The sequence below is a fragment of the Micromonospora ferruginea genome (genome assembly GCF_013694245.2).
Taxonomy (GTDB): domain Bacteria; phylum Actinomycetota; class Actinomycetes; order Mycobacteriales; family Micromonosporaceae; genus Micromonospora; species Micromonospora robiginosa.
In genome coordinates this window covers 3,794,109-3,815,430 of sequence record NZ_CP059322.2, presented here as the reverse complement: position 1 = coordinate 3,815,430, position 21,322 = coordinate 3,794,109, and the positions used below count along the sequence as shown (strand labels likewise).

The 21,322-nt window shown below is 71.6% G+C and carries 18 protein-coding genes; 9 read left to right on the top strand and 9 right to left on the bottom strand.

From position 1 onward, the window contains the following. Nucleotides 1–49 precede the first annotated feature (49 nt). The 4 genes from H1D33_RS16420 to H1D33_RS16405 form a co-directional block, all read right to left on the bottom strand. A complete protein-coding gene (locus tag H1D33_RS16420; protein ID WP_181572302.1) occupies nucleotides 50–937 on the bottom strand; it encodes an amino acid ABC transporter permease in 888 nt (295 codons plus the stop codon). Continuing rightward, nucleotides 937–1,611, bottom strand: a complete 675-nt coding sequence (locus tag H1D33_RS16415) for an amino acid ABC transporter permease (RefSeq protein WP_181572303.1) — start codon at nucleotides 1,609–1,611, stop codon at nucleotides 937–939. The genes H1D33_RS16420 and H1D33_RS16415 overlap by 1 nt, the downstream gene beginning before the upstream one ends. Before the next feature lie 78 nt (nucleotides 1,612–1,689). After that, nucleotides 1,690–2,553 (bottom strand): glutamate ABC transporter substrate-binding protein, encoded by an 864-nt coding sequence (locus H1D33_RS16410; RefSeq protein WP_181572304.1) that lies wholly within the window; start codon nucleotides 2,551–2,553, stop codon nucleotides 1,690–1,692. Between the two features lie 53 nt (nucleotides 2,554–2,606). After that, entirely contained in the window at nucleotides 2,607–3,362 is a 756-nt protein-coding gene (locus tag H1D33_RS16405) for an amino acid ABC transporter ATP-binding protein (protein ID WP_281370495.1), read from the bottom strand. Nucleotides 3,363–3,558: 196 nt separating this feature from the next. Between H1D33_RS16405 and selD the strand changes: the two genes are divergently transcribed. The 3 genes from selD to miaB all read left to right on the top strand — a co-directional run bounded on the left by selD (nucleotide 3,559) and on the right by miaB (nucleotide 6,786). After that, complete coding sequence (gene selD / locus H1D33_RS16400; RefSeq protein WP_181572305.1) at nucleotides 3,559–4,548, top strand: selenide, water dikinase SelD; 990 nt, start codon at nucleotides 3,559–3,561, stop codon at nucleotides 4,546–4,548. Between the two features lie 203 nt (nucleotides 4,549–4,751). Beyond that, the gene (locus H1D33_RS16395; protein ID WP_181572306.1) at nucleotides 4,752–5,231 is read left to right on the top strand and encodes a hypothetical protein; all 480 of its coding nucleotides are present in this window, start codon (nucleotides 4,752–4,754) and stop codon (nucleotides 5,229–5,231) included. 52 nt (nucleotides 5,232–5,283) lie between these two features. Continuing rightward, complete coding sequence (gene miaB / locus H1D33_RS16390; protein ID WP_181572307.1) at nucleotides 5,284–6,786, top strand: tRNA (N6-isopentenyl adenosine(37)-C2)-methylthiotransferase MiaB; 1,503 nt, start codon at nucleotides 5,284–5,286, stop codon at nucleotides 6,784–6,786. A 98-nt stretch (nucleotides 6,787–6,884) separates the two neighbouring features. Here the strand turns inward: miaB and H1D33_RS16385 are convergent, their stop codons facing one another. Together H1D33_RS16385 and H1D33_RS16380 are read right to left on the bottom strand one after the other, a co-directional pair. Further along, on the bottom strand, nucleotides 6,885–8,522 hold the full coding sequence (locus H1D33_RS16385; protein ID WP_181572308.1) for a cellulase family glycosylhydrolase: 1,638 nt from the start codon (nucleotides 8,520–8,522) through the stop codon (nucleotides 6,885–6,887). A gap of 308 nt (nucleotides 8,523–8,830) precedes the next feature. After that, complete coding sequence (locus H1D33_RS16380; protein ID WP_181572309.1) at nucleotides 8,831–10,039, bottom strand: DUF349 domain-containing protein; 1,209 nt, start codon at nucleotides 10,037–10,039, stop codon at nucleotides 8,831–8,833. A gap of 201 nt (nucleotides 10,040–10,240) precedes the next feature. Here H1D33_RS16380 and H1D33_RS16375 point away from each other — a divergent pair, with 201 nt between their 5' ends. From H1D33_RS16375 to H1D33_RS16360, 4 genes are all read left to right on the top strand, one after another. After that, entirely contained in the window at nucleotides 10,241–10,960 is a 720-nt protein-coding gene (locus H1D33_RS16375) for a class III extradiol ring-cleavage dioxygenase family protein (protein ID WP_181572310.1), read from the top strand. Further along, on the top strand, nucleotides 10,843–11,874 hold the full coding sequence (gene miaA / locus H1D33_RS16370; protein WP_414685544.1) for a tRNA (adenosine(37)-N6)-dimethylallyltransferase MiaA: 1,032 nt from the start codon (nucleotides 10,843–10,845) through the stop codon (nucleotides 11,872–11,874). The genes H1D33_RS16375 and miaA overlap by 118 nt, the downstream gene beginning before the upstream one ends. A 7-nt stretch (nucleotides 11,875–11,881) precedes the next feature. Beyond that, the gene (gene dapF / locus H1D33_RS16365) at nucleotides 11,882–12,727 is read left to right on the top strand and encodes a diaminopimelate epimerase (protein WP_181572311.1); all 846 of its coding nucleotides are present in this window, start codon (nucleotides 11,882–11,884) and stop codon (nucleotides 12,725–12,727) included. 366 nt (nucleotides 12,728–13,093) lie between these two features. Further along, nucleotides 13,094–14,356, top strand: a complete 1,263-nt coding sequence (locus H1D33_RS16360) for an ISL3 family transposase (protein WP_181572522.1) — start codon at nucleotides 13,094–13,096, stop codon at nucleotides 14,354–14,356. 209 nt (nucleotides 14,357–14,565) lie between these two features. Here the strand turns inward: H1D33_RS16360 and H1D33_RS16355 are convergent, their stop codons facing one another. Beyond that, on the bottom strand, nucleotides 14,566–16,038 hold the full coding sequence (locus H1D33_RS16355) for an NAD-dependent malic enzyme (RefSeq protein ID WP_307755201.1): 1,473 nt from the start codon (nucleotides 16,036–16,038) through the stop codon (nucleotides 14,566–14,568). Nucleotides 16,039–16,237: 199 nt separating this feature from the next. Between H1D33_RS16355 and hflX the strand changes: the two genes are divergently transcribed. After that, complete coding sequence (gene hflX / locus H1D33_RS16350) at nucleotides 16,238–17,659, top strand: GTPase HflX (RefSeq protein ID WP_181572312.1); 1,422 nt, start codon at nucleotides 16,238–16,240, stop codon at nucleotides 17,657–17,659. 56 nt (nucleotides 17,660–17,715) lie between these two features. Here the strand turns inward: hflX and H1D33_RS16345 are convergent, their stop codons facing one another. Then, nucleotides 17,716–18,264 carry a peptidoglycan-binding domain-containing protein gene (locus tag H1D33_RS16345; RefSeq protein WP_181572313.1) on the bottom strand — a complete coding sequence of 183 codons (549 nt, stop codon included), beginning with the start codon at nucleotides 18,262–18,264 and terminating at the stop codon, nucleotides 17,716–17,718. A 189-nt stretch (nucleotides 18,265–18,453) separates the two neighbouring features. Between H1D33_RS16345 and H1D33_RS16340 the strand changes: the two genes are divergently transcribed. Continuing rightward, nucleotides 18,454–20,184, top strand: a complete 1,731-nt coding sequence (locus tag H1D33_RS16340; RefSeq protein WP_181572314.1) for a hypothetical protein — start codon at nucleotides 18,454–18,456, stop codon at nucleotides 20,182–20,184. A gap of 55 nt (nucleotides 20,185–20,239) precedes the next feature. On the opposite strand, the gene lexA is transcribed toward H1D33_RS16340, so the two are convergent. Next, entirely contained in the window at nucleotides 20,240–21,022 is a 783-nt protein-coding gene (lexA, locus tag H1D33_RS16335; protein WP_181572315.1) for a transcriptional repressor LexA, read from the bottom strand. Between the last annotated feature and the right edge of the window lie 300 nt (nucleotides 21,023–21,322).

Below are 21,322 nucleotides of genomic sequence, written 5' to 3'. Positions count from 1 at the left end.
GCCCTGCCATCCGTGCGGATGGCAGGGCCGTGTGGGTGAAGCGGGTCGGTCAGCCCTGTGGCTCGGCCACCGTGGCGCCACCGGCCGGCGTCGAGTCCGGTGCGGCGGCCTGCTTCGGGATCCGGAAGTTCCGCCTCCGGCTGCGCCCGTCGAGCCAGTTCGCCAGCGTGGTCAGCAGTGAGTTGATCACGATGTAGATGGCGGCCACCACGATCGCCGCGGCAACCACGTTGCCCCGGTTGGCGGAGAGGTCGTTGACACCCCGCTGGAGCAGCTCCGGGAAGGCCACGATGTAGCCGAGCGCGGTGTCCTTGAGCAGCACCACGAGCTGGCTGACGATCACGGGCAGCATGGCCCGGGCCGCCTGCGGCACCAGGATCAACTGCATCACCTGGCTCTTGCGCATGCCGACGGCGTACGCCGCCTCGGCCTGGCCGCCCGGGATGGCGCGGATGCCGGCGCGGAACGCCTCGGCGAGCACCGATCCGTTGTAGAGGGTCAGGCCGACGACCACGGCCCAGAAGGCCGACACCGGCCCCTGGATCAGGAACGGCACACCGTAGAAGATGAAGAAGATCATGATGAGCAGCGGAACGGCGCGGAAGAACTCCACCACCGCGCCGGACGGCACCCGGATCCACCGACGGTCGGAGAGCCGGCCGACCGCGAACAGGATGCCGAACGTCAGCGACAGCACCATGCCCGTGGCGGCGGCGAGCAGGGTCTGCCGCAGGCCGGGCCAGATGAACTGGGTCCAGGTGGACGCCTCGGTGAACGGCTGCCAGAGACTCCCCTCCCACTGCCCGGCCTGGTCGAACTTGGCGTAGACCCACCAGAGCAACGCCACCAGGCCGACGCCGAAGACCACACTCAGCACCGCGTTGCGGACGCGTGCCCGTGGCCCGGGGTGGTCGTAGAGAACGGTGCTGGTGCTCATCAGCGCTTCACCGCCAGTCGGTTGGCCAGCCAGCCGAAGAAGTAGCCGGTGGGGATGAGGAGCGCGGCGAAGGTGCCGGCGAAGACGGCGAAGATCGCGATCACGGCGTCGCCGTTGCTGTTGATGAGGTCCTTCATCACGCTGGACGCCTCGATCAGGCCGATCGTGCCGACGATGGTCGCGTTCTTGCAGAGGGCGATGAGCACGCTGCCCAGCGGGGCGACCACGGCCCGTCCCGCCTGCGGGAGCACCACGATCCGGAGGGTCTGGAAGAAGGTCAGCCCGATCGCGCGGGCCGCCTCGGCCTGGCCGGCCGGAACGGTGTTGATGCCGGACCGCACCGCCTCGCAGACGAACGCGGCGGTGTAGACCGACAGACCCACCACGCCCAGCCAGTAGTTGTTCTGGTCGAGGTCGTCGGAGAGGGTCAGCCCGAGTGTGGTGAAGAGGCCGAAGTAGCAGAAGAAGATGATCAGCGTCAGCGGCGTGTTGCGGAAGATGTTGACCCAGGCCGCGCCGAAGCCCCGCAGCACCGGCACCGGGGAGACCCGGAAGGCGGCGAGGAGCACGCCGAGCACCAGCGCGAGGACCGCCGACGCGCCGGTCAGCTTGAGGATCCAGAGAAAGCCCGACAGGTATGCGTCGAGGTTGGTCGGATCAGCGAATACGTGCATGCGTCGACTCCCGGGGCACGTCGTCGGCGTCGTGACAGGCCAGGGCCGGCACCCCTCGGGTGCCGGCCCCGGAACGTGTCAGACGCTGCCGCAGTTGGTCAGCTTGGTGGTGTCCAGCTCGGGCGCGGCCTTGCCGCTCTTGCCCAGGGTGGCGTCCCAGGCGGCCTTGTAGGTGCCGTCCGAGGCGGCGGTCTTGAGGATCTCGTTGACCTTCTCGCAGCCGTCCTTGTCGTCCTTCTTCAGGCCGATGCCGTAGGGCTCCGTCGAGAAGGGCTTGCCGACCACCTTGAACTTGCCGGCGTACTGGGACTGGGCGGCGTAGCCGGCCAGGATGATGTCGTCGGTGGTCACCGCGTCGATCTTGCCGCTCTCCAGCAGGGGGAGGCACTTCGAGTACGAGTCGAACTGCTGGAGCTTGGCCTTCGGGTGCTCGGTCTGGATCCGCTTGGCCGGCGTCGAGCCGGTGACCGAGCAGACCGTCTTTCCGTCCAGCGCCTCCGGGCCGGTCAACGTGGAGTCGGCCTTGACCAGCAGGTCCTGGCCGGCGATGAAGTACGGCCCGGCGAAGTTGATCTTCTGCTTGCGCTCGTCGTTGATGGTGTAGGTGGCCACCACCAGGTCGACGGTGCCCTGCTGGATGAAAGGCTCGCGGTTCGCCGAGACGGTGGTCTTCCACTCGATGTTGTTCGCGTCCACGCCGAGGCCCTTGGCCACGATCTTGGCGATCTCGACGTCGAAGCCCTCGTACTGGCTGCCGGTCTGGATGCCGAGGCCCGGCTGGTCGGCCTTCACGCCGATGACCAGCTTCTTCTGGCTCTGGGCCTTGCCCACGATGCCCTTGGCTCCGCTGCCGGAGCCGCTGTCCCCGTCGCCGCCGCAGGCGCTCATGCCGAGCGCCAAGGTCGCCGCCGCGGCAACCGCCGCCACGCGCTTCATACGCATATTTTTCTCCCTTTTTCGACGGAGCCGCCGGGAACCGGCTCCACTACGGACGCTCAGTGCGTGAGGATCTTGGAGAGGAAGTCCTTGGCCCGCTCGCTGCGCGGGTTCGCGAAGAACTCGGCCGGCGGCGCGTCCTCGACCAGCTTGCCGTCGGCCATGAAGATGACCCGGTTGGCCGCGTGCCGGGCGAAGCCCATCTCGTGCGTGACCACCACCATGGTCATGCCGTCGCGCGCCAGCGAGGTCATCACGTCGAGCACCTCGCCGACCATCTCCGGGTCGAGCGCGCTGGTCGGCTCGTCGAAGAGCATCGCCTTCGGCTGCATGGCCAGCGCGCGGGCGATCGCCGCCCGCTGCTGCTGGCCGCCGGAGAGCTGGGCCGGGTACTTGTCCGCCTGGTTGGCGATGCCGACGCGGTCGAGCAGGGCCAGCCCGCGCTCGCGGGCGGCGGCCGGCTTCTCCTTGCGCACCTTGACCGGCCCGAGCGTGACGTTCTCCAGGATGGTCTTGTGCGCGAAGAGGTTGAACGACTGGAACACCATGCCGACCTCGCTGCGCAGCTTGGCCAGGGGCTTGCCCTCGGCCGGCAGCGGCTGCCCGTCGAACGTGATGGTGCCGTCGTTGATCGGCTCCAGTCGGTTGATGGCGCGGCACAGCGTCGACTTGCCGGAGCCGGACGGGCCGATCACCACGACCACCTCGCCCCGGCCGACGGAGAGGGACACGTCGTCGAGCACGTGCAGCGGCCCGAACCACTTGTTGACCCCGTCGAGCACGATCAGCGGGTCGCCCGTCGTCACGTCGTCCACCGTCCCTGTCGTTCGTGCCGGAACCGGGGTCGGTCGACCTCCGGTTGGGCAACTGTAGGCGGCCTGATGTGGCGGTACGCAACCCAGATGGTCACGGAGCGGTAACACCGGTCACCGGCGTCCCCGCACGTCCGGATTCCGGCGCCGCCGGGGCGTCCGAGTGGCGGCGCCGCCCGGTCGCGGAGATCATGAGGCGATGACCGACACGTTCCGGCTGACCGATCACGCGCGCGGCGGCGGGTGCGCCTGCAAGATCCCGCCGGGCGAGCTGGAGGCGATGGTCGCCGGGCTCGGTCCGGCCGGCGGCACCGCCGACCTGCTGGTCGGCCTGGAGAACGGCGACGACGCCGCGGTGGTACGGCTGGACGAGCGCACCGGCTTGGTGACCACCGCCGACTTCTTCACCCCGGTGGTCGACGACGCCTACGACTGGGGCCGCATCGCCGCCGCCAACGCGCTCTCCGACGTGTACGCGATGGGCGGCACCCCGCTGGTCGCGCTCAACCTGCTCTGCTGGCCGCGCGAGGTGCTGCCGCTGGAACTGGCCCGCGAGGTGCTGCGCGGCGGGCAGGACGTGGCCCGGGAGGCCGGCTGTCACCTGGCCGGCGGGCACAGCGTGGACGACGACGGCCCGAAGTACGGCCTGGCAGTCACCGGCGTGGTCCGCCCCGACGAGCTGATCACCCTCGACGCCGGGCGGGCCGGGCTGCCGCTGTCGCTGACCAAGCCGCTCGGCGTGGGCGTGCTCAACACCCGGCACAAGCAGACCGGGGAGCGGTTCGCCGAGGCGGTCGCGTCGATGGTCCGGCTGAACCGGGACGCCGCCCGCGCGGCGGTGGCCGCCGGCATCCGCTGCGGGACCGACGTGACCGGCTTCGGCCTGCTCGGGCACGCCTCGAAGCTGGCCCGGGCCAGTCGGCTCACGGTCGCGATCGACACCGCCGCGGTGCCGTACCTGCCGGGCGCGCGGGAGGCGCTGCGTGACGGGTACGTCAGTGGCGGCACCCGGCGCAACCTGGAGTGGGTGACGCCGTGGACGGACTTCGGCGGCGCCGACGAGTCGGAGCGGCTGCTGCTGGCCGACGCGCAGACCTCGGGCGGCCTGCTGGTCGCGGGCGAGGTGCCGGGCGGCACCGTGATCGGTGAGCTGCTGCCCGCCTCCGACCACCTGATCCGGCTGCGCTGACGCGCCGCGTCGGTGCGCGCGGCGGAGCACGATACCCGATAAACTGTCATCTTCCCGCTACTCAGGGCAACGTCGCCCAGGGAAATTTTGCCCGGAATGGTCACAGACCGGTAACTTGCCCCCGGTCGAGGTCAAATGCCCCCCACCATCGTCAGTAAGGCCCGATCCGGAGGCCGGTGGGACGAGCGCAGCGAGGAGGCGGCATGACCGAGCTGTGGAACTGGAGAATCGACGGCGGCGCGCCGGTGGAGGTCTACCCGGCGATGGCCGAGGCGCTCGGCCGGGTGGTGATGCCCCTGGCCGTCGCCGACCCGGCCCGGCTCCCCGCGTACGCGGTGGTCTGCGACGTGTGGGAGGCGCCCGGGGCCTACGGCACCGTGGTCGACTGTTACGGCGTGCCCGAACGCCTGGCCGAGCTGCCCGCGATCGCGGCGCTGGCCCGGGTGCTGGGCCGCAACTGCCTGATGCGCGACGACACGCTCGACGCCGGGCGGCACCTGCTGGTCGCCCCGGACGGCACGATCCGCCCGGTGCACTTCGACGTGGTCGAGACCGACGACGGCGAGGTGCTCAGCAACCAACGCCTCTGCACCGAGGCCGACCCCGGCTGCCGGGGCTGGTCGCGCTGCCACCGCTCCCGGTGGGCGCCCGACTCGGTCGGGCCGGCGCTCGCCGCCGCCTGACCGGGTCCGCCCGTCGCCGGCCGCGGACCCGCCCGGATACGCTGTCCGGGTCATGACTACCGCAGCCGCGGGCAGCCCGCGCACCTACCAGGTGCGCACGTACGGCTGCCAGATGAACGTGCACGACTCCGAGCGCATCTCCGGCCTCCTCGAGGACGCCGGCTACGTGCGCGCCCCCGAGGCCGGCGACCAGCCCGACGTGGTGGTGTTCAACACCTGCGCGGTCCGGGAGAACGCCGACAACCGGCTCTACGGCAACCTGGGTCACCTGCGCCCCGTGAAGGCGAAGCACCCCGGGATGCAGATCGCGGTCGGTGGCTGCCTCGCCCAGAAGGACCGCGGCGACATCGTCCGCAAGGCCCCCTGGGTGGACGTGGTCTTCGGCACGCACAACATCGGCTCACTGCCGGCGTTGCTGGACCGGGCCCGGCACAACGCCGCCGCCGAGGTGGAGATCCTGGAGTCGCTGGAGGTCTTCCCCTCCACGCTGCCGACCCGGCGCGAGTCGACGTACGCCGGGTGGGTCTCCATCTCCGTCGGCTGCAACAACACCTGCACCTTCTGCATCGTGCCCTCGCTGCGCGGCAAGGAGAAGGACCGCCGTCCCGGCGACGTCCTCTCCGAGGTGCGCGCGCTGGTCGCCGAGGGCGTGCTGGAGGTGACCCTGCTCGGGCAGAACGTCAACTCCTACGGCGTCGAGTTCGGCGACCGCTACGCGTTCGGCAAGCTGCTGCGGGCCTGCGGCGACATCGACGGGCTGGAGCGGGTCCGGTTCACCAGCCCGCACCCGAAGGACTTCACCGACGACGTGATCGAGGCGATGGCCGAGACGCCGAACGTCTGCCACTCGCTGCACATGCCGTTGCAGTCCGGCTCCGACGACGTGCTGCGCGCGATGCGCCGCTCGTACCGGTCGGAGAAGTATCTCGGCATCATCGCCAAGGTCCGGGCGGCGATGCCGGACGCGGCGATCACCACGGACATCATCGTCGGCTTCCCCGGCGAGACCGAGGCCGACTTCGCGCGCACCCTCGACGTGGTCCGGGAGGCCCGGTTCTCCTCGGCGTTCACCTTCCAGTACTCGAAGCGCCCCGGGACCCCGGCCGCCACCATGGACGGCCAGCTTCCCAAGCAGGTCGTGCAGGAGCGCTACGAGCGGCTGGTCGCCTGCGTCGAGGAGATCACCTGGGCGGAGAACAAGAAGCTGGTCGGTGAGACCGTCGAGGTGCTGGTCGCCGTCGGCGAGGGCCGCAAGGACGAGCGCACCGGCCGGATGTCCGGGCGGGCGCGCGACGGCCGGCTGGTGCACTTCGCCACCGGTGACCTGGCCGGGCAGATCCGGCCCGGCGACATCGTGCACACCGCCGTCACGTACGCGGCCCCGCACCACCTGAACGCCGACGGGGCGCCGCTGGCGCACCGGCGCACCCGGGCCGGCGACGCGGCCGAGGCGGGGCGCGCCCCGCGTACCCCCGGGGTGCCGCTCGGCCTGCCCACCGTCGGCGCGCCGGCCGCACCGCCCGCCCCCACCACCGGCGGTTGCGCCGTCCGCTGACCCCACCCCGCCCTGACGGTTAGGCGGGGCCCCCGCTTAACACTAGGTGTTAAGCGGGGGCCCCTCCTCTACCGAATGCGTTAAGCGGGGCCCCCGCCTTACCCGCAGGCGGAGGTGTTGAGCTTCACCGTGGCGGGGTTGGCGGCGGTGCCGTTGGCGGTGAAGCCGACCGTGACCGACGCGCCCGCGGCCAGCGACGGTGCCCAGCCGGGCGCCGCCGCCGTGACCGTGGTCCCGGACTGGGTGACGGTGGCGTTCCACCCGCTGGCCAGCGTCACCCCGGACGGCCACGTCCAGGTGACCGACCACGGGTTCACCGCGGCGGTGCCGGTGTTCTTCACGGTCAGCTCGCCCTGGAAGCCGCCGGCCCAGGCGTTGACCTGCTTGTAGCTGGCGGTGCACCCGCCGCTCGGCGCCGGCGTGGTCGGCGTCGGGCCGGGCGTGGTCGGGTTCGGGGTGGGGGAGCCGGTGCCGGTCGGCGTCGGGTTCGGGTTGCCGCCGCCGGTCGGCGGGATCAGGTAGGGCTGGAGGATGGACTGCTTGGCCTGGTTGACCGTGGTCCAGTCGTCGTTGGCGATGCCGCCGGTGTCACCCGAGTTGGGGTTCCACGACCAGTAGGTGAAGGACATGCCGTTGACCCCGGTGCCGGTGTAGGCCATCAGGTTCTCCAGCCAGATCTTGTCCTTCGGGTCCTGGAGCGTGGTGCCGAACTCGCCCATCATGATCGGCGCGATGTTCTGCTTGTAGAGGTAGCCCCAGTACTTGTCCCAGATGGCCGGCATGTTCGCCGGGTAGCTCGGGTCGTCGAACCAGGCCTGGCGGTAGACCGAGGTGGCGTACTCGTGCGGCGAGTAGACCAGCCGGTTCGCCACGTTCAGCCGCACCGGGAACTGCCCGGCCTTGGAGAGGTTGCCGCCCCACCAGCCGCAGTCCTCGTCGTTGCTGGGGTCGTTGTCCCAGACGTTCGACAGGCCGCCGCTCGGGCAGCTCACCCCCTCCACGAAGATCAGCCAGTTGGGCTGCACGCCGAGGATCGCGTTGCCGGCCCGCTCGGCGGCCAGCCGCCAGTCGCGGGCGGTGTCGCCGCAGCCCCAGCAGGCGCCGGTGGCGGCCGGGTTGGTGCCCTCGGCGTGCGGCTCGTTGTGCAGGTCCGCGCCGATCACGGTCGGGTTGTTCGCGTACCGCTGGGCCATCGTCTTCCAGTCGGCGATCCAGGTCGCCTCGGAGACCCCCGAGGTGTACCAGAGCGGCGACTGTCCGGCCGACGTCGGCCGGTGCCGGTCCAGGATGACCCGCATCCCCTTGCTGCCCGCGTAATCGATGACCTTGTCCAGGATCTGCAACGGGGAGAGCCCGATCAGGTCCGGATTGACGAAGTCGTTGATCCCGGTCGCCGTCGCGCCCGGCTTGATGGCGTCGTTCGAGTAGGGGATGCGCAGCGTGTTGTAGCCCAGCCGGGCCATGGTGTCGAGCTGTCCGCGCCACGGGTTGCTCGACCACAGGCCGTGGAACGTCTTGTTGTCGGTCTCCATGCCGAACCAGTTGATGCCGGTGAGCCGGACGGTCGCGCCCGTGCTGTCGACGATCTTGTTGCCGCTGGTGTGCAGGTAGCCGGTGCCGGTGCCGCCGGCCGCCGCGGCGGCCGGGGTGGTGCTGACGGCCGCGGCGACGAGGATGCCGGCCGCGGCGGTGGCGAGCGCCGTCAGGGCGCCGCCGAGGGCGGTGCGTCGGTGCATGGAAGCTCCACTTCGGATGCCCGCGCCGCACAAGCGCCGCGGGCGGCAGGACCAGGGGACACGGCACGCTCGTCATCGAGTACGCGGACAGCGTCCACCGGGCCGTGACGTGGACGGCCACCCAGCGGGGAGGCACCGGCGATCCTCGACGGCGATGGTCGGCCGTCGACGCCCTCGCGCCGGTGTCGGAACCTGGCTCCGCCGCTCATTCTGATCAGCGCACCTCGATGCGTCAACCCGAGCCGGCCGGTGCCCGGACACGCGGGAGCCCCCGGGTCGGGCGACCCGGGGGCTCCGTCGTGCGTGCGTCAGCCGGCCTGCTCGGCGAGCTGGAGGAACTGCCGCTTCGAGGCGAGCGCCGACTCGGCCTCCTTGATCCGGCGGGTGTCGCCGGCCGCCTGGGCCCGGGCCAGCCGGTCCTCGGCCTCGGCGACCTGGGCGCGCATCTGCGCCAGCAGCGGGTTGTCCTCCTTGGAGGTGCGCCGCCACGCCGAGTCCATCACCACGCGGACCTTGTCGTCCACGGCGCGCAGCCGCCGATCCAGGCCGGCGGCCGCCTCGCGCGGCACCCGGCCGGCCTCGTGCCACTGGGCCTGGATGTCCCGCAGCTTCGCCTGGGCGCCCTTCGGGTCGCCGTCGACGTCGAGCGCCTCGGCCTCGGCCAGCAGCGCCTGCTTGCGCTCCAGGTTGGCCCGCTGTTCGTTGTCCCGCGCGGAGAAGACCTCACTGCGCCGGGTGAAGAACTCGTCCTGGGCGGCCCGGAACCGTTCCCAGAGCTTCTGCTCGGCCTCCTTGGCGGCGCGCGGCGCGGCCTTCCACTGGGCCATCAGGTCCTTGAGCTGGCCGGCGGTGACGCCCCAGTCGGTCGACTCCTTGAGCTTCTCGGCCTCGGCGACCAGCTCCTCCTTGACCGTCTGCGCCTGCTTGCGCTGCTGGTCGAGGGAGGCGAAGTGGGCACCCCGACGGCGGGTGAAGCCGTCGCGCGCGGCGGCGAACCGCTTCCACAGCTCACCGTCGGACTTCTTGTCGACGCCGCGGATGGTCTTCCACTCGTCGAGGATCTCCTTGAGCCGGTCACCGGCGGTCTTCCAGCCGGTCGACTCGGCGGCCAGCTTCTCGGCCTCCTCGACCAGGGCGGTCTTGCGGGCCAGCGCCTCGCCCCGGGCGGCCTCGCGAGCCGCCTTGGCCTCGCCGGCCTTCTCCTCGGCGACCGTCGCCAGCTTGTCCAGCCGGGCGGCCAGCGCGTCGATGTCACCGACCACGTGCGCCTCGGGCAGCGACGCCCGGATCCGGCGGATCGTGGCCAGCGAGCCGCCGGCGTCCGCCGCGCCCGAGTTGAGCCGGGCCTCGGTCAGGTCGACCTCCGTCACCAGGTCGGAGAAGCGCCGGGCGAAGTGGGCGAGCCCTTCCTCCGGGGCGCCCGCCTGCCAGGATCCGACCACCCGCTCGCCCTCGGCGGTCTTGACGTAGACGGTGCCGTCCTCGTCCACCCGTCCGAAGGCAGTCCAGTCGCTCATGTGCCCATCCTCGTTCTCCCGGCGTCGAGGGACCAGCCCTCGGTCGCCGCCACGGCGCAGCAAACTTTCTCCCGGCATTGTCACAGGTCCGCCCCCGTCCGTGTCGAGCGCCTGTCGTCGACCGTGACCATACGGTGTCGTACGCCCCCGATGACCGGATCGGCGCGGGGACGCACCGGGCGGCGACGATAGGTTGGAGCCGTGCCCCTGGTCGCCGCCGCCGTCTGCCCCCACCCGCCCCTGCTCGTGCCCGAGGTGGCCGGTGCCGCCGCGCCCGAGTTGGACGACCTGCGCGCCGCCGCCGACGCCGCGGTCGCCCGGCTGCTCGCCGCCGGGCCCGAGGTGCTGCTGCTGGTCGGCGCGGGTCCCGGGACGGAACGTCTCGGCACGGCCGACTACGGGTCGTTGCGCCCGTTCGGGCTGGACCGGTTCGTCCGGCTCTGGAAGGTCAACTGCTCGGGCGTCGACGCGCTGCCACTGAGCCTCACCATCGGCGCCTGGCTGGTGAACCGGTCCGGCACCGAGCTGCCCCGGCGGGCCTGGACGGTCGCCGCCGACGCCACCCCGGCGGAGGCGGTCGAGTTGGGCGCGACGCTGGTCCCGGACGGCGATCCCCGGTGCGCGCTGCTGGTGCTCGGCGACGGCTCGGCCTGCCGGGGCGTCAAGGCGCCGGGCTACGACGACCCGCGCGCCGAGGCGTACGACGAGGGGGTCGCCGCGGCCCTGGCCAAGGCGGACGCCGACGCGTTGCGCGGCCTGGACCCGGTGCTCTCCGCCGAGCTGACGGTCGCCGGACGGGCGGCCTGGCAGGTGCTGGCCGGCGCGGTCGGCGCGGCGGGCGGCGACTGGCGCGGCGAGCTGGGCTACCACCGGGCGCCCTACGGCGTCGCCTACTTCGTGGCGAACTGGGAGCGGGTGTGAGCGTGGACGGGATCGTCGTCGCGGTGGTCGGCCCGACCGCGGCCGGGAAGTCGGCGTTGAGCATCGCGCTGGCGCACGCCCTCGGCGGCGAGGTGGTCAACGCCGACTCGATGCAGCTCTACCGGGGCATGGACGTCGGCACCGCCAAGCTGACCCCGGCCGAGCGCGAGGGCGTGCCGCACCACCTGCTGGACATCTGGCCGGTGACCGAGCCGGCCAGCGTGGCGGAATACCAGAAGCTGGCCCGCGCGGCGGTCGACGACATCCTGGCCCGGGGGCGGGTGCCGCTGCTGGTCGGCGGCTCCGGGCTCTACGTGCGGGCGGTGCTGGAGCAGTTCGAGTTCCCCGGCACCGATCCGGCGCTGCGGGAACGGCTGGAGGCGGAGCTGGCCGAGGTGGGTCCGGGCCCGCTGCACGCCCGCCTGGCCGAGGCGGACCCGGAGGCGGCGGCCGGCATCCTGCCCAGCAACGGCCGGCGGATCGTCCGGGCGCTGGAGGTGATCGAGCTGACCGGCGCGCCGTTCGCCGCGTCGCTGCCGGCGCCCACGCCCTACTACCCGTCCGTGCAGCTCGGGGTCGACCTGGACACCGCCCGGCTGGACGAGCGGATCGCGCTGCGGGTGGACCGGATGTGGGCCGACGGCCTGGTCGACGAGGTGCGGACGCTGGTCGGCGAGGGGCTGCCCGCCGGGCGTACCGCCGGCCGGGCGCTCGGCTACCACCAGGTGCTGCGCTTCCTGGCCGGTGAGTCGACCGAGACCGAGGCGTACGAGGAGACGATCCGGGCGACCCGCCGCTTCGTGCGCCGGCAGCGCTCGTGGTTCCGGCGCGACCCGCGCGTGCACTGGCTCGACTCGGCCGCCCCCGACGTCGTCGACACGGCCCTGCGGGTGGCCGCCGGGGATCGGGGATGATGGGGGCGTGGAGTTCACCAAGGGTCACGGCACCGGCAACGACTTCGTCATCCTGCCCGACCCGGACGGCACGCTCGACCTGACGCCCGGCCTGGTCGCCGCGCTCTGCGACCGGCGGCGCGGGCTCGGCGGCGACGGCGTCCTGCGGGTGGTACGCGCCGCGAAGCACCCCGACGGCGTCGCGCTGGCCGGCGAGGCCGAGTGGTTCATGGACTACTGGAACTCCGACGGCTCGTTCGCCGAGATGTGCGGCAACGGTGCCCGGGTGTTCGTGCGCTACCTGCTGGAGACCGGGCTGGTCGCCCCGTCGGGCGGGACGTTGCCGGTGGCCACCCGGGCCGGTCTGGTCCGGGCGCGCGTCGAGGGCGCGGACGTGGCCGTCGAGATGCGGCGTCCCCGCCTGCACGACGCGGCCACCGCCACCCTGGGCGGGCTGACCCTGACCGGCGCGGCGGTGGACGTCGGCAACCCGCACCTGGTGTGCGCGCTGCCCGCCGCGCTGGACCTGGCCGGCCTGGACCTCACCCGCGCGCCGGAGGTCGACGCCTCGGTCTTCCCGACCGGGGTGAACGTCGAGTTCACCACGCCGGGCGGGCCGGTCGACGGCGCCGACGCGCACGTGCTGATGCGGGTCCACGAGCGGGGCTCGGCCGAGACGCTCTCGTGCGGCACCGGCGCGTGCGCGGTGGCGGCGGTGGCGCTGCGCGACGCCGACCGAGAGACCGGTGTGGTGGCGGTGGACGTGCCGGGCGGGCGCCTCACCGTCACCGTGACGCCCGACTCGTGCTGGCTGTCCGGCCCCGCCGTGCTGGTGGCCACCGGGACCCTCATTCCGGACGCCCTGCGCCCCTGACCGCAGGCGGCGCTGCGCGTGCGGTGGCGTGCTGTGCGTGCCAAGCGGTGGCATGGTGTCGGTGTTGCAGATGGCACCGGGCGGTGTCGCGGTTCGATCCCGGCGTGCTTACTCGTGGTCCCCGGCGTGCGTTTCGCGGGCGCGATCTGTGGTGGGGACAGGCGTTCCGACGTCCCGCACCAGCGTTGAACACGCTGTGTGACGGCTCCCGGATGATGTGCACTTTTCTGCGGTATGCCTGAGAGTCATAAATATGGGTCTTGTGACGTGTTTGTGGGTGGTTGGGCGCGTCGTTGATGGGGCACGCCGTTGTCCTGCCTAGGTTCTGGCTTGTCGAAGGTCAGAACTAGTGGGCGGGGCAACGGCGTGCGTTCGGTAAGGGTATGGGCTCGGTTGTTCGGGGTCGAGCAGGCGGTGCTCGAGGGTGTCGAGTTCGATGCGGTCGAGTCGGTGGTGGTGGCTCGGGTGCGGGTGCGGCGGGGTGCTCGGCATCGGTGTCCGCATTGTCGTCGTCGGTGTGCGGGGTATGACGCGGGTGTTCGGCGGCGGTGGCGGGCGTTGGATCTGGGGACGGTGCGGGCGGTGATCGAGGCCGATGCGCCGCGGGTGTCGTGTCGGGTGCATGGGGTGATCGTCGCGGCGGTGCCGTGGGCGCGTCATGGGGCGGGGCATACCCGGGCGTTCGATCAGGTGGTGGCGTGGTTGGCGGTGCACGCGGCGAAGTCGGTGGTGTCGCGGTTGATGCGGATCAGTTGGCGCACGGTGGGGGCGATCGTGGCGCGGGTGTGGGCTGACACCGGCGACGCGGTGGATCGCCTCGACGGGTTGCGTCGCATTGGTATCGACGAGGTCAGCTATAAGAAGGGCCACCGGTATCTGAGCGTGGTGGTCGACCACGACACCGGTCGACTGGTGTGGGCCGCTGCGGGCAAGAGCGCGGCCACGCTGCACGCGTTCTTCGACCTGCTCGGTCCCGAGCGGGCCGCCGCGATCACTCACGTGTCGGCCGACGGCGCGGACTGGATCACGACCGTGGTGCGGCGTCGTTGCCCGAACGCGGTGCGCTGCGCCGACCCGTTTCACGTCGTGGCGTGGGCCAGCGACGCCGTCGACCGGGTCCGCCGACAGGTATGGAACGCCGCGACCGGTCGGGGAGCAGGCCGCCGCGGGGTGGCCGTCGGCGAAGCGCGGCTGGTGAAGAACACCCGCTGGGCGCTATGGAAGAACCCGAACAACCTCACCGACGCCCAGCGGGCCACCCTCGCCTGGATCGCCAAGACCCACCCCCGCCTGCACCGAGCCTGGGCCCTCAAAGAAGGCCTGCGCTACGTGTTCACCCTGGCCAAAACCAGCCCACCAGCCGCGGTCGAAGCCCTCGACCGTTGGGTCGAATGGGCCCGCCGCAGCCGCATCGACATCTTCGTCGACCTACAACGCCGCGTCACGCGTCACCGCGACGCGATCATCGCCTCCATCACCCACGGCCTGTCCAACGGCCGCATCGAGTCCGTCAACGCCAAGATCCGCCTGATCACCCGGATGGCCTTCGGCTTCCACTCACCCGACGCCCTCATCGCCCTGGCCATGCTCAACCTCGGCGGCCACCAACCCCAACTCCCCAACCGGTGACCCACACATCCATCACAAGACCCATAAATATGCCTCTGAGGCATACCGCTCTCAGGGCAACTCTCTTTCCTGGCGCGACATGCCCGGGTCCCGACACCTCACCTGAGGCCCGCCAGCAACCGCGCCGCCCCGGCCGGGTCGGCGTGGGCTGGGGGGACGGGCGTGGGCCGGGCGATCGGCGGGTGGGAGGCGGTGCGCGGCGGGAGGCGTCAGGGGGTGGCGCTGGCGTTGGCGGCGATCTCGGGGAGGTCGGCGGGGCCCGGGTCGGCGGCCGGCGGCGGCGTGACGGCCGGGTTCTGCGCGGCGGCGCGCACCGCGGCGGCCACCGCGGGCGCGACCCGCGAGTCGAACACGCTCGGCACGATCACCGTCGGGTTGATCTTTTCTTCGCCGACCACGTCGGCGATGGCGCGGGCCGCCGCGATCGCCATCTCCTCGGTGAACTCCTCGGCGTGCGCGTCGAGCATGCCGCGGAACACGCCCGGGAAGGCGAGCACGTTGTTGATCTGGTTCGGCTGGTCGGAGCGGCCGGTGGCGACCACGGCGGCGTACTTGCGGGCCTCCCGCGGGTCGACCTCCGGGTCCGGGTTGGCCAGCGCGAAGACGATCGCGTCCTTGGCCATCGCGGCGACGTCCTCGCCGGTGAGCAGGTTCGGGGCGCTCACCCCGATGAACACGTCCGCGCCGCGCACCGCCCCGGCCAGGTCACCGGCGTAGTTCTCCCGGTTGGTGTTCTCGGCCAACCACTGCCAGGCCGGGTTCAGGTCGGGCAGCCCGCGGTGCAGGGCGCCCTGCCGGTCGTACGCGATGATGTCGCCCACGCCCTGGCGCAGCAGCAGCTTCATGATCGCGGTGCCGGCCGCGCCGGCGCCGGAGACCACGACCCGGACGTCCGCGAGCTGCTTGCCCACCACGCGCAGCGCGTTGGTCAGCGCGGCCAGCACGCAGATCGCGGTGCCGTGCTGGTCGTCGTGGAAGACCGGGATGTCCAGCGCCTCGCGCAGCCGGGCCTCGATCTCGAAGCAGCGCGGCGCGGCGATGTCCTCCAGGTTGATCCCGCCGTACGCCGGCGCGATGGCCTTGACGATCGACACGATCTCGTCGGTGTCCTGGGTGTCCAGCACCACCGGCCAGGCGTCCACCCCGCCGAAGCGCTTGAACAGGGCCGCCTTGCCCTCCATCACCGGCAGTGACGCGGCCGGCCCGAGGTTGCCCAGGCCGAGCACGGCGGAGCCGTCGCTGACCACGGCCACCGTGTTGCGCTTGATGGTGAGCCGGCGGGCGTCGGCCGGGTTCTCGGCGATCGCCTGGCAGACCCGGGCCACCCCCGGCGTGTACGCGCGGGACAGCTCGTCGCGGGTGCGCAGCGCGACCTTCGGGGTGACCTCGATCTTGCCGCCGAGGTGCAGCAGGAACGTGCGGTCGGAGACCTTGCGCACGTCCACCCCGTCGAGCCCGGTGAGCGCGTCGACGACCTGGTCGGCGTGGCTGGCGTCGGCGGTGTCGCAGGTCAGGTCGACGATCACGTTGGTGGGGTCGGAGTCGACCACGTCCAGCGCGGTGACGATCGCGCCGGCCTCGCCCGCCGCGGTGGTCAACCGGCCGATGGAGGAGGCGTCCGCGGGTACCGCGATCCGGATCGTGATCGAGAATCCGGCACTCGGCAGTCGGGTGATGGCCACGAGAAAACACTCCTCCGTCGGCGCTGAGCGGCTCGACTGGCATTTCTACCCGCAGGTCCGGGCCGGCCGGCAGCCGCCCCCGCTACCGGTGGGTAGCGCCACGGGCATAACGCGGATGCGTCCGGCGTTGTCACATGTCAGGATTGCTGTCACGCGCCGAAAATTCTCGGCGATGCACATAACGGACAGGAGACGCAGTTTGCGCGAGCAGGAGACCTTCCATCCCTACGAGGACGACGCGCTCGACGCCACCACCGGTGACTACGAGCTGTCGGAGCGGCAGGCGCTGCGGCGGGTCCCTGGCCTCTCCACCGAGCTGACCGACATCACCGAGGTCGAATACCGCCAGCTCCGGCTGGAGCGGGTCGTCCTGGTGGGCGTCTGGACCGAGGGCAACCAGTCCGACGCCGACAACAGCCTCACCGAGCTGGCGGCGCTGGCCGAGACGGCCGGCTCGCAGGTGCTCGAAGGGCTGATCCAGCGTCGCAGCCGGCCCGACCCGGCCACCTACATCGGTCGGGGCAAGGTCGACGACCTGGGCGCGGTGGTGCTCTCCACCGGCGCCGACACGGTCATCTGCGACGGTGAGCTGTCGCCGTCGCAGCTCCGCAACCTGGAACAGCGCACCAAGGTCAAGGTGGTCGACCGCACCGCCCTGATCCTCGACATCTTCGCCCAGCACGCCAAGAGCAAGGAGGGCAAGGCGCAGGTCGAGCTGGCCCAGCTCGAATACCTGCTGCCGCGCCTGCGTGGTTGGGGCGAGAGCCTCTCCCGGCAGACCGGTGGTAGCGGTCGCGGCGGTGGCGCCGGCGGCGGCGTGGGTCTGCGTGGTCCCGGTGAGACCAAGCTGGAGACCGACCGGCGGCGGATCCGGCACCGGATCGCCCGGCTGCGCCGCGAGATCAAGAGCATGACCACGGTACGCCAGACCAAGCGCGCCCGGCGCTCCCGCAACGCGGTCCCGGCGGTGGCGATCGCCGGCTACACCAACGCCGGCAAGTCCAGCCTGCTCAACCGCCTCACCGGCGCGGGCGTGCTGGTGGAGGACGCGCTGTTCGCCACGCTGGACCCGACCACCCGGCGGGCGACGACCTCCGACGGCCGGCTCTACACGCTCTCCGACACGGTCGGTTTCGTCCGGCACCTGCCGCACCAGATCGTCGAGGCGTTCCGCTCGACGCTGGAGGAGGTCGGCGACGCCGACCTGGTGGTGCACGTGGTCGACGGCACCCACCCGGATCCGGAGGAGCAGGTCCGGGCGGTGCGCGAGGTGCTCGCCGAGGTGGGCGCCGACCGGCTGCCGGAGCTGCTGGTGGTGAACAAGACCGACGCCACCGACGAGGAGACGATGCTGCGGCTCAAGCGGCTCTGGCCGGACGCGGTGTTCGTCTCGGCGCACAGCGGGCGCGGGGTCGACGAGCTGCGCGAGGCGGTCGAGCGGCGGCTGCCGCGGCCGGCCGTCGAGGTCCGCGCGGTGCTGCCGTACGACCGGGGTGACCTGGTGGCCCGGGTGCACCGGCAGGGCGAGGTGCTGAGCACCGCGCACCTGCCCGAGGGCACGTTGGTGCACGTGCGGGTCGGCCAGGCGCTCGCCGCCGAGCTGGTGCCGTTCGCGGGTTGACGGCATCTCCTGTGGTGCCTCCCGGCAGATGGGAAGCACCACAGGAGTTCGGTGCGTCAGACGCAGTCGCCGGGGGCGCTGCTGTACCGGTAGAAGGCATAGCTTCCGGCCGAGAAGTAGCCGTAGGAGTTGAGGCCGCTGTTGTAACCGTTACGAATCATGTCGAAGGTATGCACAGATCCGTTGTATCGGACCCTGATCTGACCCTCGCCGAGATCGCCCACCTGCGCAAGCTTGTTGTCCGCGCGACCGAAGGTCCCGGTTCCGACGACACCGTCGGCACCCAGGCCGTAGCGCCGCTGCCAGTCCTTCGTTGCATACTCTGTATTCGGGCCGAAGTCGCAGTCGATGTCGCTGGCGTCGAAGGTGGAGCCGTCGCTCTCCTTGGCTCCGTCGGCCCAGAGGATGTATTGCCAGAGGCCCGTCGCTCCACTGCGCGTGTGTGAGCTTTTGGAAACCGTTCCCTCGTCACCGAAATCGTCGGTGACGGCTCCCGAGCCTGCCACAAAACCCTGGCTCGTATTGGCGTGGGCTGGTGCGGCGAATCCGATGATGCCGACCGTGGTGGTGAGGGCAGCAGCGAGCAGCTTTTTCCTGGAGTGCATTTAAGCTCCAATCCCCGTGGTGATACGTCCCGTGATGATTCTTATTTGTTGTGTGGACGCATGTCAATGACGGGGTGCTTACTCCGAGCGTTTCGTCCGCAAAGTCTGACCTGTACCGAATGACTAACATTCTGGGCTTAGGGCCCTGCCGTGCAACCCCCCGCCAGGGGGCATGCGACACTGTGCGTCATGCGCCACGTTGTCTTCCCGGTCACGCTCGCGCTGGGAGCGCTTGTCGTGCCGGTCTGGGCCGCTCCGGCGGCGTCTGCGGCCCCGGTGCTTGCTGCAGCTCCGAAGAAGAAGTGCACCGTTGACGACAGGCGGCTGCGGGAGCTGTCCGGTCTGGTGGCGACGTCCACTGGCTACGTGGTCATCAACGACGGGTCGGACGACGACAGCCTGGAGCGGGTCTTCTATCTGAATGAGAAGTGCAAGGTCTTAAAGGAGTTGCGCTACTCAGGCGACGGGCCGTTGGATACCGAGGATCTGGCGCTCGGTCCCGACCGGAAGACGTTGTGGGTCGCCGATACCGGCGACAATATCACCAGCACGAAACGCCGGGAGCGAGTTGCGGTGTGGTCGGCCCGGATCGACGGTTCCAAGCAGTTGGTGTTGCACCGTCTCGCCTATCCCGACGACAAGCCGCGTGATGCGGAAGCGTTGTTGATCGACGACAACAACATGCCGCTGATTATCACCAAGGTTCCCACCGGGCCGGCGGAGATATTCACGCCCGCGGAGAAGTTGCGGAGTGGTGATACCGAGCCGGTGAAGATGAAACTGGTCGGTCAGGTCTCGCTGCCGAGGACCACGACGGACAATCCACTCAAGGCTAGTGGTCGAGTGGCGGTGACCGGGGCGGCCCGCTCGCCCGACGGCAGCAAGGTAACCCTGCGCACCTATGCGGACGCTTTCGAGTTCGACGTGACCGGCGGTGACATCGCCACCGCTCTGACCACTGGCAAGCCCCGTGTTACCCCACTGGCCGACCCGTTCGGCGAAGCGATCTCCTACACCCCCGATGGAAAGTCGTTCGTCACCGTCTCCGACGGGGGCACTCTCGATGCGGCCGACCCGATCGACATCCTCGGCTATACGCCGGCGACCACGGGCGTCGAGGCGTTGCCTAACGGTGGCAAGAACGTGACCAAGGCGGCGGCCAAGAAGTCCTGGCTGGAAGGGCTCTCGCTCGACGAGATCACGTACCTGATCGCCGCGGTCGGGGTGATCGGCGCGCTCCTGGTCGGCGCCGGGGTGTTCGGCATCCTGCGGGCCCGGCGCAAGCCGGCGCCCGTCGAGCCGGCCGACGGGCCGGAGCGCAGCGGCGAGTTCCCGGTGAACGGCGGCTTCCCGCCCGGCAACCGGCCCGACGCCCCGCCGCGCGGCGGGGTCTACGGCGGCGGCGGTCAGGGCGGGGGTGTCTACGGCGGCTCCGCCAACGGCGAGCGGCCCTCGGGCGGCGGCGTCTACGGCGGCGGACGGCCCGCCGGCGGCGCGGTCTACGGCGGCGCGCCCCAGGGTGGCCAGCCGGGCGGCGGCCGGCCTCCGAGTGGCGGCGGCGCCCAGGGCGGTCGCCCGCAGGGTGGTGGCCGGCCGCAGGGTGGTCGCCCGCCGGCCGGGGGCGGACCCCAGGGTGGCGGCGTCTACGGCGGCGGTGGCGCGGACCGGCCCGGCCCGGGCGGTGTCTACGGTGGCGGTGGCGGCCAGGGTGGCGCGCGTCCGGGCGGTGGCCGGGGCGGCGCGCCGGGCAGTGCCGGCTACCGCGGGCAGCCGGGCGGCGGTGGCCGGCGGGGCGACGGCGGCCGGGCCGAGCCGCCGCGTCGCGACTCGCGGGATCCGCGCGGCCCTCGCCGCGACGACGACCCCGGCCACTACGGGCCGGTGTCCGGTGGCCGCGAGCCGCGGGGCGACCGCTACTGAGTCGACACGGAGGAGGGGGCGACCGCCGGTCGCCCCCTCCTCCGTTCGTCAGCGGTCAGATCCGGCGCAGCACCGCGACCACGCGGCCCATGATGGTGGCGTCGTCGCCGGGGATCGGGTCGAAGGCCGGGTTCTGCGGCATCAGCCAGACGTGCCCGTCGCGACGCCGGTAGGTCTTCACGGTCGCCTCGCCGTCGAGCATGGCGGCCACGATGTCGCCGACCTCGGCGTTGGGTTGCTGGCGCACCACCACCCAGTCGCCGTCGCAGATCGCCGCGTCGAGCATCGAGTCGCCCTTGACCTGGAGCATGAAGACCTCGCCCTCACCGACCAGCTCGCGGGGGAGGGGGAAGATGTCCTCCACGGCCTGCTCGGCGAGGATGGGCCCACCGGCGGCGATCCGGCCCAGCATCGGCACGTAGGCCGGGGCGGGTCGCTGCGCGCGGGCGGCCTCGTCGTCGATGTCGCCGGGGGAGCGGACGTCGACCGCCCGCGGCCGGTTCGGGTCGCGGCGCAGGAAGCCCTTCTTCTCCAGCTCCTTGAGCTGGTAGGCGACGCTGGACGGGGAGACCAGGCCGACGGCCTCGCCGATCTCGCGCACGCTCGGCGGGTAGCCGTGGCGCTCCACCCAGGTGCGGATGAACTCCAGGATCCGGCGCTGCCGGGCGGTGAGGTCGACCGTCGCCGGGTCGGGGAAGCTGCTGACCACCGGCGTGACCGGGCGCACCGCGGGCTGAGCGGCCCGGCTGCGCGCGGCGCGGGGGCGACGGGACGCCGGCGGACCCGCCCCGTCGATCGGCTGCGGGTTCTTCTGCCGGCTGGCCCGGTCCTCGGTCACGTCCGTCCTCCCTGGTCGGCGCTGGGTGCCTCGTCGGCTCGTGGTGCGTGTGGTCTGACCGTATAGGTGAGATCGGCCATTTTCAAACATCTGTACGAGGTCGTGTCGGCGTGTCGCGCCGAAATCCTGGATTTCCGAACAGGTGTTCTGATAAATGGTACGTCCCGCTCGAACGAATGTTCCATCCCGGCCGCCCGTGACCGGACGCGGCGCCCCGGCGTTGGGCTCCTCGGCGAGGTCGTCGCGGACGTGATTCTGATGACGCGCCGGACACGCCGACGAACTTGACCTCGCTTGGGG

Excerpts from the sequence above, each read along its gene's own strand:
- H1D33_RS16420 (WP_181572302.1), bottom strand. The coding sequence starts at position 937 with ATGAGCACCAGCACCGTTCTCTACGACCACCCCGGGCCACGGGCACGC.
- H1D33_RS16415 (WP_181572303.1), bottom strand. The coding sequence starts at position 1,611 with ATGCACGTATTCGCTGATCCGACCAACCTCGACGCATACCTGTCGGGC.
- H1D33_RS16410 (WP_181572304.1), bottom strand. The coding sequence starts at position 2,553 with ATGCGTATGAAGCGCGTGGCGGCGGTTGCCGCGGCGGCGACCTTGGCG.
- selD (WP_181572305.1), top strand. The coding sequence starts at position 3,559 with ATGACCGACACGTTCCGGCTGACCGATCACGCGCGCGGCGGCGGGTGC.
- H1D33_RS16395 (WP_181572306.1), top strand. The coding sequence starts at position 4,752 with ATGACCGAGCTGTGGAACTGGAGAATCGACGGCGGCGCGCCGGTGGAG.
- miaB (WP_181572307.1), top strand. The coding sequence starts at position 5,284 with ATGACTACCGCAGCCGCGGGCAGCCCGCGCACCTACCAGGTGCGCACG.
- H1D33_RS16385 (WP_181572308.1), bottom strand. The coding sequence starts at position 8,522 with ATGCACCGACGCACCGCCCTCGGCGGCGCCCTGACGGCGCTCGCCACC.
- H1D33_RS16380 (WP_181572309.1), bottom strand. The coding sequence starts at position 10,039 with ATGAGCGACTGGACTGCCTTCGGACGGGTGGACGAGGACGGCACCGTC.
- H1D33_RS16345 (WP_181572313.1), bottom strand. The coding sequence starts at position 18,264 with ATGCACTCCAGGAAAAAGCTGCTCGCTGCTGCCCTCACCACCACGGTC.
- H1D33_RS16340 (WP_181572314.1), top strand. The coding sequence starts at position 18,454 with ATGCGCCACGTTGTCTTCCCGGTCACGCTCGCGCTGGGAGCGCTTGTC.